The 12927-nt window shown below is 37.7% G+C and carries 11 protein-coding genes; 8 read left to right on the top strand and 3 right to left on the bottom strand.

The window, feature by feature from the left end:
* Nucleotides 1-110 precede the first annotated feature (110 nt).
* Both N0K80_RS03140 and N0K80_RS03135 read right to left on the bottom strand, forming a co-directional pair.
* Nucleotides 111-587 (bottom strand): nucleoside 2-deoxyribosyltransferase, encoded by a 477-nt coding sequence (locus N0K80_RS03140; RefSeq protein WP_146302220.1) that lies wholly within the window; start codon nt 585-587, stop codon nt 111-113.
* Nucleotides 584-1555 (bottom strand): nucleoside hydrolase, encoded by a 972-nt coding sequence (locus N0K80_RS03135; protein WP_269023751.1) that lies wholly within the window; start codon nt 1553-1555, stop codon nt 584-586. The genes N0K80_RS03140 and N0K80_RS03135 overlap by 4 nt, the downstream gene beginning before the upstream one ends.
* A 216-nt stretch (nt 1556-1771) precedes the next feature.
* Between N0K80_RS03135 and N0K80_RS03130 the strand changes: the two genes are divergently transcribed.
* The 6 genes from N0K80_RS03130 (at nt 1772) to N0K80_RS03105 (ending at nt 8402) form a co-directional block, all read left to right on the top strand.
* Nucleotides 1772-2809 carry a BMP family lipoprotein gene (locus tag N0K80_RS03130; protein ID WP_112249570.1) on the top strand — a complete coding sequence of 346 codons (1038 nt, stop codon included), beginning with the start codon at nt 1772-1774 and terminating at the stop codon, nt 2807-2809.
* A gap of 89 nt (nt 2810-2898) precedes the next feature.
* On the top strand, nt 2899-4434 hold the full coding sequence (locus tag N0K80_RS03125) for an ABC transporter ATP-binding protein (protein ID WP_269023750.1): 1536 nt from the start codon (nt 2899-2901) through the stop codon (nt 4432-4434).
* A gap of 20 nt (nt 4435-4454) precedes the next feature.
* Nucleotides 4455-5516 (top strand): ABC transporter permease, encoded by a 1062-nt coding sequence (locus N0K80_RS03120; protein ID WP_057974102.1) that lies wholly within the window; start codon nt 4455-4457, stop codon nt 5514-5516.
* Nucleotides 5516-6475: an ABC transporter permease gene (locus N0K80_RS03115; RefSeq protein ID WP_269023749.1), complete on the top strand. Its 960-nt coding sequence runs from the start codon at nt 5516-5518 to the stop codon at nt 6473-6475. Before N0K80_RS03120 ends, N0K80_RS03115 begins: the two co-directional genes overlap by 1 nt.
* A 136-nt stretch (nt 6476-6611) precedes the next feature.
* Nucleotides 6612-7640 carry a galactose-1-epimerase gene (locus N0K80_RS03110; protein ID WP_269023748.1) on the top strand — a complete coding sequence of 343 codons (1029 nt, stop codon included), beginning with the start codon at nt 6612-6614 and terminating at the stop codon, nt 7638-7640.
* A 129-nt stretch (nt 7641-7769) separates the two neighbouring features.
* Nucleotides 7770-8402 (top strand): SDR family oxidoreductase, encoded by a 633-nt coding sequence (locus tag N0K80_RS03105; RefSeq protein WP_269023747.1) that lies wholly within the window; start codon nt 7770-7772, stop codon nt 8400-8402.
* Between the two features lie 62 nt (nt 8403-8464).
* Here the strand turns inward: N0K80_RS03105 and N0K80_RS03100 are convergent, their stop codons facing one another.
* Nucleotides 8465-11053 (bottom strand): hypothetical protein, encoded by a 2589-nt coding sequence (locus N0K80_RS03100; protein WP_269023746.1) that lies wholly within the window; start codon nt 11051-11053, stop codon nt 8465-8467.
* Between the two features lie 129 nt (nt 11054-11182).
* Between N0K80_RS03100 and N0K80_RS03095 the strand changes: the two genes are divergently transcribed.
* Both N0K80_RS03095 and N0K80_RS03090 read left to right on the top strand, forming a co-directional pair.
* Nucleotides 11183-11782, top strand: coding sequence for a WxL domain-containing protein (locus tag N0K80_RS03095; RefSeq protein WP_269023745.1), 600 nt, complete (start codon nt 11183-11185; stop codon nt 11780-11782).
* Nucleotides 11783-11853: 71 nt separating this feature from the next.
* Nucleotides 11854-12915, top strand: a complete 1062-nt coding sequence (locus N0K80_RS03090) for a DUF916 and DUF3324 domain-containing protein (RefSeq protein ID WP_269023744.1) — start codon at nt 11854-11856, stop codon at nt 12913-12915.
* The last annotated feature ends 12 nt before the right edge of the window (nt 12916-12927 follow it).

Raw genomic sequence — 12927 nt, 5'->3', positions numbered from 1 at the left:
AGTAGGGAAGAGTAGTATTCATGTTCAAAGAGTAGGAAAGAGTAGCATTATAGAAAAAAGTTAAATAAAAACACCTCAAAAAATTTTTGAGGTGTTTTTTGTCAATTATGCTAAAAAATTGATAGATCCACATATTTATTTTGTAAAATTTTAAAGTCGTAGGTTGTTAGGTTTTGCATATCTTCTAAGCCATCGAACATTGCCGTATAGCTTCCGGCCAACATTAGGTTTAAAGGAATACCCTTGTTTTGACGAACGAGAATAACTGGTTTACGGTTTGCTGCGGCATAGCCACATTCCCAAACGGTACCAGAATCAGCTTCGTTATTGTTTTCTTCGAGTTGGTAATCAATGACTGCAACCACAATATCGGCTTGGTCAATTTGGCGGATATCATTTTGAAAAGTAGCTGTTTGCCATTCAAATGTACCAAATTCTGCATCGGGATATTGAACATTTCCCGGTAAGTGGATTGAGTCAGCATCAATGGTTGGATTTTTACTGAGAAGGTTAGCTACTAAATCTAAGCGTTCTTTTTGGCCCGGGCTGAAGAAAGGTCCGGCAAGATAAACACGTTTTTTTGTCATGGTTGAACTCCTTTAATTTCTGGTTTGTTTGGGGCTAATTTGGCTAGATTAGTAATAGTTTTAAAGAAAATGTCGGGATTTATAACTGAACTAACAAGTGACAAATCGCGGCCATTAGAGGTAATAAACGTTTTACCCTGGCTTATACCGGTTGTGACAACATCTGCTTTAATTGTTGTTACATCAACTAAACTGGAATCAATTAAACTGCAAGTTGTTAAAACGTCCCATAGATAGTAGGTTGAGTTATTTGGTAGGTGGACCAAGGGCGGTACAAGTGCGTAACCTTGTCCGATAAAATCTATTGCAGGATATCGGCGATTGAGCGCCCAGTTTGTTCTGACTTCTGATGTTAAAGGAACTTGGATGGTACTCTCTAAACCGACCAAGCGAATAGGATATGTTGTGTGTAAAACGGTTTTAAATGCCTCAGGGTCCCAAAAGACATTCCATTCAGCCGAGCCATCATGACTAGGTTCATCAACATTCCCTGTCTCGCCAAAAGAACCACCCATCCAAAGTAACTGGTCGATATGTTCTGTAATGCTTGGGACTTTCTGAATGGCACGTGCTAGATCGGTCAACGGACCTGTAAATAACAAGGTAACGGGATTATCAGCGGCCGATAATTTATTGATTAAATCATCAACTGCGTTATTATTGGATATTTTTATTTGATTTGAATATTCATTTAGTATCGGTAATGCATCAATAGAGAAAGCGTCCATCCGCCACTTAATGGGGAAAGGATTCTTCCCACGACTGTCAGATTGGCTAACGGTCAGTGCTTCATGCCGTTTATGACCAAACCTAGAAATGATTTTTTGACTTGCACTCACAGCGGGTTCTACATAAGAATCGGCACCAATCACACCCACGCCAATTAGATTAACGTCCTCCATTTGTAGTAGCAATAACAATGACACTAGATCATCCACGCCGCCGTCATGATTAAAGTAGACATCCAATTGATAATCCCCCTTATGTGATTAATAATTTAAGTATACTAATAGTCAAACGATAAATCAATGTATAATTCGGTTATTAAACGTATATGTATTTATGAATCTAAAATTAATAACCATAATCTTAAAAAGACGAACTATTAATAATATATTTATGTTTACATTCGTATATATTGTGATATGATGAAATCAACAAAAAAAGTTTAAAGGGGTATTTAAATGAAAACTCGTAAAATTATCTTTGGCTCACTTTTATCATTAGGACTCGTTTTAACATTGGCAGGCTGTGGTTCTCAAGCAAAATCATCAGCGGGTAAAACAACTAAGAATTCAGTCGCATTGGTAACTGATGGCGGTGGTATTGACGATAAATCATTTAATCAATCAGCGTGGGAAGGTTTGAAAGCATGGGGGAAAGAAAATAAATTCTCTAAAGGTGTTGGTGGATACGATTATGCGCAATCAACATCACCATCGGACTTTACACCGAACATTAATAAATTAATCAAAGCAAAATATAAAACAGTTTTAGGGATTGGCTACCAAGTTCAAAAGAATATTGCGGATGCATCTAAACAAAATTCAGACGTTAACTTTGTAATTGTTGATTCTGTTATTCCAAATCAAAAAAATGTGGCATCAGTTATGTTTAAGGCTGAACAATCATCATTCTTGGCCGGCGTTGCGGCAGCTGAAACAACTAAAACAAATAAAGTTGGATTCATTGGTGGTGTTAAGAGCGATATTGTTGAAGGATTCCAAGCTGGGTTCACACAGGGTGTTAAGGCAGTTAATAAAAACATCAGTGTCGATGTTAAATATGCCGGATCATTTTCTAAGGCCGATTTAGGTAAGTCACTGGCAGACGCAATGTATAGCAACCAAGAAGATGTCATTTACCAAGCTGCTGGTGGAACCGGTAATGGTGTTTTCACTTCGGCTAAGGGTTTAGCTAAAGACGGTAAAAAAGTCTGGGTTATCGGTGTTGATCGTGACCAAAAAGCAGATGGTAAATACAATGGTGGTAACGTAACTTTGGCTTCAGCTGTTAAAGAAGTTGGAATTGCCGTTCAAGATTTATCAAACAAAGCACTTAAAGGTAATTTCCCAGGTGGAAAGACAATTGAATATGACCTTAAAGACAAAGGGGTATCTTTAGTTAACGATAATATGTCAAAAAGTGCTGAGAAACAGGTTAATGCTTATAAAGAAAAGATTATTAACGGGGATATCTCAGTTAGTGCTAAAGCCAACTAATAGAATAACTAGAATTTAGATAATCTAACAAGAAATCTGGAGAGTTGCCATTAAGGGTGCTTTGCAGATTTCGTTTTGTAAACGGAAAGATGGGTGGGATTAGTTTGGCGGAGACGATGGTAGAAATGAAACATATAACCAAACGTTTTGGAAACTTTGTTGCGAATGATGATATTTCATTAACCATAAAAAAAGGTGAGATTGTGGCCCTTCTAGGTGAAAATGGTGCGGGTAAATCTACCTTGATGAGCTTATTATCAGGCCTTAAGAAGCCATCTTCGGGTGAAATCTTAATTAAGAATAAAGTCGTCAGCTTAGCCAGTCCGCGTCAGGCGACACAACAGGGCATCGGCATGGTGCATCAGCATTTTATGCTGATAGATGATTTTACCGTTCTTGAAAATATCATTTTAGGTGATGAAAAAACGAAATATGGCATGATTGATCGTGTAAGCACAAGAAAAACAATTACCGATCTAGCCGAAAAGTATCATTTACAACTAGATCTAGATAAAAAAGTATCCGATATTTCAGTTGGTATGCAACAGCGGACTGAAATTATGAAAACCTTGTATCGAGACGCAGAAATTCTGATATTTGATGAACCAACGGCAGCACTGACACCGCAAGAAATTGAGAGCCTATTGGTTATTATTAAGCGTCTCGCTTCAGAAGGTAAAGCCATTTTTTTAATTACTCATAAACTGAGCGAAATCAAAGAAATTGCGGATACTTGTATCGTTGTTCGTGCCGGTAAAGTGATTGGGACGGTTAAAGTGTCCGAAACATCAACAGATATGATGGCCGAAATGATGGTTGGTCGGCAGATTAGCTTTGCCACTGAAAAAGTACCGACAAATCAAACGAGAACAGTTTTGGAACTTAAACATCTTGTTGTCCAAGCCGGTAAGGCAGTGCCTTCAGTTAGTGACGTTAGTTTTAAGATTGCAACGGGCGAGATTTTAGGTATTGCCGGTGTTGATGGCAACGGACAATCCGAATTAATGGAGGCAATTTCTGGTTTACGTAAGGTTTCTAGTGGAAATATTATGTTAAATGATAGAGATATCACAAAATTTAAGCCACGTAAAACGACACAATCCGGCGTTAGCAATATTCCCGAAGATCGTCAAAATGTGGGCCTTATTTTACCAATGTCTGTTTCAGATAACCTGATTCTGCAGGATTATTATCTGTCAAAGAACCAGTCTAGAGGGTTGTTAAATAAGTCTAAAATAAATCGTGATGGTCAAAAATTGATGTCAGACTTTGATATTCGGGCTGATTCAATTTTGGAACCAGTTGGTTCGTTATCTGGAGGTAATCAGCAAAAAGTGATTATTGCTCGGGAGATAAGCCGAAATCCCGATTTACTTATAGCGGCTAATCCCACACGTGGGTTGGATGTAGGCGCAATTGAGTATGTCCACAAACAAATTTTAAAACAACGAGAAAATGAAAAAGCTATTTTGCTAGTGAGTTTTGAGTTAGATGAATTGTTAAGATTATCTGACCGTATCGCGGTTATTCATCAGGGGAAAATTATGGGAATCGTTAAAACTGGGGACGTGACAAAACAAGAACTAGGATTTATGATGGCTGGCCAACCCATACCAACTCACTAAAGGATAGGAGGTAATACAGTATGCCAAATTCTTCAAAACTATTTAAAGTGTTAGTTCCATTGACCTCCGTCCTTGCTGGATTGGTGGTCGGTGCAATTGTCATGGCTATTTTTGGGTATGACCCATTTTTAAATTATGCGAGTTTATTTACCGGAGCCTTAGGCGACGCTAATGCAATTGGCGAAACGCTTCGTGAATTAACACCGTTAATCTTAACTGCGCTTGGATTTTCAATTGCAAGTACCGCCGGTTTTTTTAATATTGGTGGTGCCGGTCAAGCGTTAATGGGATGGATGGCGTCTGTTAGTTTTGCGCTTAATTTTAGTAGTCTCCCTCACTGGTTATTGTTATTGGGGTCAATTATGGCTGGTGCGCTTGCTGGTGGGATCTGGGCCGGAATTGCCGGCGTTTTAAAGGCTTACCTTGGAACAAGTGAAGTTATTACCACAATTATGTTGAATTATATTGCGTTGTATCTAAGTAGTTTTCTGGTTAAGAATTTCTTAGCGCAGGACCAAAGTGATTTTTCAAAAACGATTCCGGAAGGAGCTCGTTTGAGAACACCATTTTTAGAACATCTTACACAGAACTCAACTTTTAACTACGGAATAATAATTTCGTTAATAATGGTAATTGTGGTGTATTTTTTAATTCAACGGACTAAAGTGGGCTATGAATATCGTGCTGTCGGATTGAACGATAAAGCGGCTAATTACGCTGGAATGAACGTAAAAAAGGTAATTATAAGTGCTATGGTTGTTTCTGGAGCTTTAGCAGGGCTTGGTGGTGCAGTAGAGGGGCTTGGTAATTACGAAAACATTTATGTGATGACTTCCTTACCAGATATTGGGTTCAACGGAATGGCCGTCTCGCTATTGGCTAGCGGAAATCCAATTGGAATTATTTTTTCTGGTTTACTTTTTTCAATATTAAAAATTGGTGGATTAAGCATCTCGGTTGTTTCAACGACACCACCCGAAATTGTCGACATCGTTATTGCGACAATTATTTTCTTTGTTGGTATTAATTATGTAATTAAAATAGGACTAGAAAAATTATCGAAGAAGAAGGGGGAAGGCTAATGTCAGTCATAACGATATTGATGACGATGGTTTCTACAGCTTTAATCTACTCAGCGCCGTTAATTTTTACGGCGCTTGGTGGTACTTTTTCTGAAAGAGGTGGGATCGTCAACGTCGGATTAGAAGGGATTATGATTGTTGGTGCCTTTTCCGGCGCAGTATTTAATCTAACTTATGGATCAGCTTTAGGTGCTGTGACACCTTGGATTGGCTTGTTGGTTGCCGGTGGATTTGGACTTCTTTTTTCAGTTTTACACGCACTGGCAACGGTCAATTTTCGTGCGGACCACATTGTTAGTGGAACTGTGTTAAATATGTTGGCTCCAGCACTTTGTGTCTTTTTGACGAAAATATTCTACGATGGTAAGGGGCAAACGCCTGTACTTGACCAGAGTTTATCAACGTTTACGTTCCCTATCCTGTCTAAAATCCCAGTGATTGGGGAAATATTTTTCACGAGAACGTCATTACTGGCTTATCTTGGTATTCTGATTGGATTCATTAGTTGGTGGGTATTAACTAAGACAAAGTTTGGTCTCAGACTGAGATCTGTTGGTGAAAACCCTCAGGCTGCAGATACGTTGGGTATTAACGTATACTTGATGCGATATTCAGGCGTTTTGATTTCAGGATTTTTAGGCGGAATTGGTGGGGGCATTATGTCACAATCAATCTCACTGAACTTTAGTGTATCGACGATTGCGGGCCAAGGATTTATGGCACTGGCAGCGATGATATTTGGTAAATGGCACCCGCTAAAAGTGGTTGCAGCTGCTATCTTCTTTGGGATTTCTCAAAGTTTAGCAATTATCGGCGCTTATATCCCAGTTATTTCAAAAATTGATGATGTATGGTTTCAAATGGCACCGTACTTAATCACAATTGTCGTTCTGGCACTGTTTATCGGGAAATTCTATGCGCCGGCAGCTGATGGTGAAACGTATGTTAAATCTAAATAGATAGTTAAAATGGTTACTCGATTTAGAATGAGTAATTATTTTTTTACAATAAAAGTAAACGCTTTCTTGAATAAATGATTAAAATAGACTAAGATTAATAGGAATAAATAAAAACAGTTACCGGAGGGGAATAGGCATGCAAATTACAACGAAAGATTTTGGAAACGACTATAGTCTGATTACGATTACGAATGATAATGGGTTTGAATTATCACTTACGGATTTAGGGGCACGAATTGTTAGTTTAAAAGTACCAGTTAGCACTGGAAAACGTGAGATTGTACTTGGATTTGATTCAGCAAGCGAGTACTTACAAAAAGACAGTTTTATTGGTGCTTCAATAGGTCGTGTTGCTGGACGGATTAAAGATGGTAAATTCAACATTGATGATCAGAGTTACCAAGTTCAAATTAATGAAGGCACGAATACTTTGCATGGTGGCACTCCCGGGTTTGATACAAAAAAATGGGCTTATAAAATTGTCGAAGGACAAAATGAATCATCAGTTATTTTTCATTTAGACAGCCCAGAAGGCGAACATGGTTTCCCAGGGAACATGTCAATTGACGTTACTTATACGTTTAACAATGACAATATTTGGCACCTTGAAACAACTGCCAAAACGGATAAGGACACCTTGTACAATCCAACAAACCACGTGTATTTTAACGTGATGGGGGATGTAACAGAAACAATTGATGATAATTCCTTACAAGTGGATAGCGATTATTTTGCACCTCTCCAACCAAATTCAATCCCAACTGGTGAAAAAATGGCTGTTGATGGAACGCCTTATGATTTCCGTCAAGCTAAGACGTTACGTGAAGTTTTCAGCAGTGATTTTGCGCAGAAGAATCAAGTTAATGGAATTGATCATCCCTTCTTCCTGAATAATCCCATGGTTGGTAAGGAATCTGCTAAGTTAGTCAGTGCAGATAAAGAAGTTTCAGTTTCAGTTTCAACAGACGCAACTAGCTTGGTTATATTCACGGCAAACTTTGGTGACAACACGCCAATAATGCATGGTAAAAAACTTGCAAATCATGCAGCAATTACTTTTGAAACACAAGCAGCACCTGGTTCTGAACGATTTCCAGAATTTGGCGATATCGTTTTACGCGCGGGTGACACATACAAAACAGTAACAGAATTTAAATTAAATTAATTATTAATAAGTAGAACAGCCATTGTGAAATGGTTGTTTTTTTATATGAATTTATAAGTGTAAGTCGTACCATTTACCCTGATAAAGAGGTAGAATTTAGGCAAAGATAATAAAAGGGGTGTCCAAATAATGGAACAAAAAAGAGTATTAGTTGTTGGCGCAAATGGTCGAATTGGCCAAAAAGTGACGAGTAAATTATCCGATAAAGGATATCAAGTATTAGCTGGCTCAAGGCACGCAGATAACCTAGATCATGACAATATTACTTATGTCTACGTTGATTTATTAGACAGCGTGGATAAGTTGGTTAAGAATATGCAAGCTGTTGATGTTGTTTTATTTGTTGCCGGTTCGGGTGGCAAGGATTTGATGAAGATTGACTTAGATGGCGCAGTTAAGACAATGGAAGCAGCTGAATTAGCTCACGTTAAGCGCTTCGTGATGTTGAGCGCTGTTTACTCTTTAGATAGAGCAAAAGTAGAATCTTCATCTATCAGAAACTATATGACGGCGAAATTTTACGCTGATAAATGGTTAATGAAAAATACGGAACTAGCTTACACAATTCTCCAACCCGGTGCATTAACGGAACAATCTGGAACAGGAAAAGTAACGTTAAACGATGGGCAAGCAAGTGATAATTCGCTTGAGAACGTAGCAGATGTTTTAGTTTCGGTTGTGGGAAATGACAACACAATCGGTAAAGTAATTACCATGCATGATGGCGAGACGGATATCGAAAGCGCTGTAAAAAATAGTTAATATTATTTAAAATAAAATGAGCTAACAGGTTATATGTCATAACTTGTTAGCTCATTTTTTATTTAATCATTAACGATGCCACTATCTGCGGTTGGAGAAATGGCCCAAAGTGAATCATAATTATAGGTACCCACGGTATCAAAAACTGAAGTGGCAAAATCTAATGTTAGTTGTGCATAGTAATGCGATTTGTTAATAACAGAATTTGAAGAATCGCCAAGACTTGACGATGGTAAATCAAAGATTGTTTTATTAGAATTACTAAAATCAATTTTGTTTGAAGTTGCCGGTTTTTGTTCGAAGGTAAGTGTTTCGCCGTCTTTACTCGTCTGAACTTGTTTATACCATGATAAACGATCCTTTTTGAAGAGTGGGTTCAGGGTGTCATTAATCGACGAATCATTGGTATTAACACTTAAGTCCCAATTGACTTTGAATGGGTTATCGATAGCCAGGGTTCCGGAAGCGGATAATGTTTTTTTGTTTTCACCTAACTTATAGGTACCGAAATCAAAGTTTTTAGGGTAAGTGACTAACAAATTCCCAGTTACGTTTAAAATATAAGAAATAGGTGTATAATCTGTATCTTTTTCGGTTAAATCCGCATCCGAGATAGTTGGGTTTGATGATCCTAAAATTTTATTAATTGAATCATCATTTGTAGCCGTAACCAGATAAGAAATTTTATTTTTATGGTAGAGATGGTAACCGATTAATTGGTAGCCTTCATCGATCTGATCACTACCACCGGCTGATGTATTGGAATCCATAGCATAAGTTTTCTTGTCTGAGTAAGCTGTACGGTCGTACTGATGTTTCTTATCTTGATATTGATTTTCTAAAGCGGTAATTGCATTTCCTGAATTAAAATCAATCGTATTTTCACCACTCGTAAATGTTTGATTGGATTCTGTAAGTGAGCTAGAATCCTTATAATTTTTAGCATATTTTTGCCACTTACCGTCATTTAACCGATACCATAAATAGTAAGAAGTGTCATTTGGATTCACATTTAAAGTCGTCGTGTACGTTTTTTCTGACGTTTGAATAGTTGAAGCGTCAGCACCAAGATTGGCATTATCTTGTTTAACAGTCGCCGACGTATTATTGATTGATGCGTTCAATGTCTTAGTTGATCCCGGAATAAAGGCATTATTACCAGAAACCGTTGCCGATAAAATCGTCGGTTTAGAGGTATTCGTATCACTATCTTTCAAGAAACCGGCCGGATCATCTTTGGTATTAGCGACATCAAAATCATCGGTATTAAACCCGGCATCGCTAGCAACTTCATCGTCAACCGACATATTACCAGTAATATCTTGTCCTGACATGAGGTTACCGGTAAGCGGACTACCACTTCCTGACTGGGTAGCATCAATGGCGATATCAGCATTTGGCGCTAAAACAGAACCTACAAAGTTCTGACTTGTATTGGTACCAAACGATAATGTTGTATTTTCTGTATTGAAATTATGGAGCAAATGAGAAGATGTATTGAACAGTGTTTTAATTGTTTTAGAACCAACTTTTACGGTTGTATCCTTAGTTAAAAGATTGATACCTTTAGTATTCGTACCAGTTGTATTTTGACCTTTAAAAATATGACTGTCAGAATCATCCGTGATGTATGTTGCATCACCGCTTAAAGGCGCATAGCCGGCAACTCGCATCCAAGCTTCATTTGTAAAGTTGAACGAAGTGAAATTTTTATAATTTAGAATAATGTAGGGCATTTTAGTTGTACCCGAAGTGAAATTCAATAAGTTAACGGAGAGCTCTTTAGCCGCTTGGAACTGGTTAAGATCACCGTTAATATCTACAACAACGACACCTTGCTTTGTTGTTTTCTTATTCATATCAATGTTAATTTGAATGACGCCTGAACCACCATTATTGTTCGAATTAGTAATCGTATGGTCCGTATTGATAGCTACTGAATTGATTGCGTCATTATACAAAGCATTTTTACCACTGACTTCATGCGTATCTTTTGCAACAGTCGTTGATGTAAAATCGGCATAGTAATCACTAACGTTACGAAGATTTTTAGAAATATCGTCAAATGAAGTGATACTATTTTTTTTCATCGCGGGAAAATTAGCTAATGTGTCAGTTTTGTCCTCAACTTCATGGAAACGAGCGACACCAGCGGTATCCCAAGAACCTAATGATTTTAACAGTTCAGCATCTGTTGGTGGATGTTCAATAAAAAAAGATAGATTTTTAGTTTTTGAATAATGAAAACTCTGCGCATTTGAGTACATGCGCAGTAGACCACCTGAAACGGTATCAGAAACCATTGAAGGGTTCATTTTATCGAAGGTATCAGTATCAGAATCACTTAAGTTTTTAGCCGAATAATTCTGAATAACAGCTTCACCATAGCCGGTAGATTTAAAATCTTTTGCAAAGTACTGGCCTTGTAATGATTTAACTTGATCGGCATTAAATGTAATGGAACCACCGGCAACGCTGTTAACGCCCGTTGCCACACCCAATGGATATTGATCAGGTGTCTCATAGGCACCACCCGATTTAGGACTAGCTTGTATGCTTTCGAAAAATATAAAAAAGAAAATTAAACTAAAAAAAACACTTGCAATAGTCATGTAAACGCTATTACTGCTGGCATATCTAGACTTTAACATGGTTAACCCCCCGCGGATTGTGCTATTGAATCTTATGTAAATTATATGGTATTATTAGTTAAAGGTCAACGTCCCCAAATTTATACGTTGGCCAACTCAATAAATAACAATCTGGGAGGATTTTATATTATGAAAAAGAATTTATTTTTAATCGCAGCGTTAGTATTAGGCGCAACAGCGGCTGTTAGCACAAACGTTTCAGCTGATGATGCTACAGTATCAAAAGGAGCAGGTACAGCTACCTTGAGTATCACGCCAGGTAGCTTCAAACTAGTAGGTGCACCATCATTTAGTTTTACGACGGAAATGAATAAAGATTTAATTAAAAGTGGACTATCTCTTACAGCTGTTGATGCAAAAGATGCGACTCAAAGCTTAACAGTATCTGATTACGTAGGTACAGATGGTGGTTGGACTGTTACGGCGCAATTAGGCGCATTTGATAAAGCCTATGATAAAGTTGGGTCATTAGACATCCCGGCGGGTGCAATTGATGCGGCAACTGAGGATATAAAAAAAGACACGACAACGACGAAGGCTAATTTAGTGCCGGCCGGATCTGCTGCTACTGTGGCAAGTTCTAAGACTGGTGCTGGTGACACGGTATTAACATATGCCAACAAGGATACAAAACTAAATCTTAAGGCAAGTACGAAGGTAGCAAGTTCTTCGGCTCCTTTAACTTGGACAGCAACTCAAGGTAACGCTACCGCACCAAAATTCAACTAAACCATAATATAAAATTCAATAAAGAGAAGACCGCCCTAAGGCAGTCTTTTTTTTTAAGGAGAAACAAAATAATGAAATTAAGAAAATTATTTTTGAGCTTTCTAGCCGTAATGACCGTGACGATTGTTTCTGTGACGACTAACAAGGTCTACGCTAAGGCAGAAAGTGCAGGATTTACGGTCTCTAAAGTAACACCTGAGAATCAATATCGTGAAGCAGCACAATTTGATATCAAAGTGAAACCTAACTCAACTCAGACGTTAGCGCTAGAAATTAAAAATTCAGAAAATGATACTAAGACGATTGATGTCACACCCAATGATTCTTATACAAATACCAATGGGATAATTGTGTACGATAAAACGTCAGTCAAAAAAACGCCAACGGAGAAATATCAGTTCTCTGATTTGATATCGGGTAAACAAGAAGTTGTTGTTGGGCCTAAAAAGACAGTCAAAGTGACGTTTAACGTAAAAATGCCGGCGACATCTTTCTCTGGTATTGTCTTGGGTGGTTTTAATGTTCAGGAAAAAGTCATCAAAGAAAAAAGTGAAAGCAAAGGAATTGCGATTACCAATCGGTTTGCGTATGTTATCCAAGCAGTGATTAGAGAATCTAACACGGATGAGAATCCCGGACCAAAAATTACTATTGGCTCTACTAAAGTAGCGCTTAACGATTTAAAGAAAGTCTCACTGCAAACTAAGATTCAAAATGTTGAGCCAATTGTAATCGGTCCAGCGACCGTTAAAGCAACAATTATGGCAAAAGGTAGTACTAAAGTGTTATATAGTAAAACAATGACGCCAGTTACTTTTGCGCCTAATGCTGAGTTTGATTACGCTTTGGATTTAACGAAAGCTAATCTATCTGCCGGTAAATATAATGTTCATTATGTAGTGACAGGAAACAATAAATCGTGGGAAGCAACAAACCCATTCACGATTACCGCCGCTAATGTTAAAAGTATTAAATCGGATAATAACGAAGCTAAACCTCATGCAACCTGGTTATTATGGTTGATTATTGGTATTATCGCGTTATTAGTTCTATTGGTCTTATTCTTACTTTTCATTATTTTGAAAAGAAGGAAAAAAGATAAAGAAGAAGAAAAAGCATTAGAAAGTAAATAAGAATTTAAAAAG

The organism is Dellaglioa carnosa (assembly GCF_026948345.1).
Classification (GTDB): domain Bacteria; phylum Bacillota; class Bacilli; order Lactobacillales; family Lactobacillaceae; genus Dellaglioa; species Dellaglioa algida.
The sequence above is the reverse complement of the archived record's forward strand: the minus strand, read 5'-3'. Positions and strand labels throughout refer to the sequence as shown.

What these genes read in the sequence shown, in the direction of transcription:
- N0K80_RS03115 (WP_269023749.1), top strand. Translation starts at nt 5,516, where the DNA reads ATGTCAGTCATAACGATATTGATGACGATGGTTTCTACAGCTTTAATC.
- N0K80_RS03105 (WP_269023747.1), top strand. Translation starts at nt 7,770, where the DNA reads ATGGAACAAAAAAGAGTATTAGTTGTTGGCGCAAATGGTCGAATTGGC.
- N0K80_RS03130 (WP_112249570.1), top strand. Translation starts at nt 1,772, where the DNA reads ATGAAAACTCGTAAAATTATCTTTGGCTCACTTTTATCATTAGGACTC.
- N0K80_RS03140 (WP_146302220.1), bottom strand. Translation starts at nt 587, where the DNA reads ATGACAAAAAAACGTGTTTATCTTGCCGGACCTTTCTTCAGCCCGGGC.
- N0K80_RS03090 (WP_269023744.1), top strand. Translation starts at nt 11,854, where the DNA reads ATGAAATTAAGAAAATTATTTTTGAGCTTTCTAGCCGTAATGACCGTG.
- N0K80_RS03100 (WP_269023746.1), bottom strand. Translation starts at nt 11,053, where the DNA reads ATGTTAAAGTCTAGATATGCCAGCAGTAATAGCGTTTACATGACTATT.
- N0K80_RS03095 (WP_269023745.1), top strand. Translation starts at nt 11,183, where the DNA reads ATGAAAAAGAATTTATTTTTAATCGCAGCGTTAGTATTAGGCGCAACA.
- N0K80_RS03110 (WP_269023748.1), top strand. Translation starts at nt 6,612, where the DNA reads ATGCAAATTACAACGAAAGATTTTGGAAACGACTATAGTCTGATTACG.
- N0K80_RS03120 (WP_057974102.1), top strand. Translation starts at nt 4,455, where the DNA reads ATGCCAAATTCTTCAAAACTATTTAAAGTGTTAGTTCCATTGACCTCC.
- N0K80_RS03125 (WP_269023750.1), top strand. Translation starts at nt 2,899, where the DNA reads ATGGGTGGGATTAGTTTGGCGGAGACGATGGTAGAAATGAAACATATA.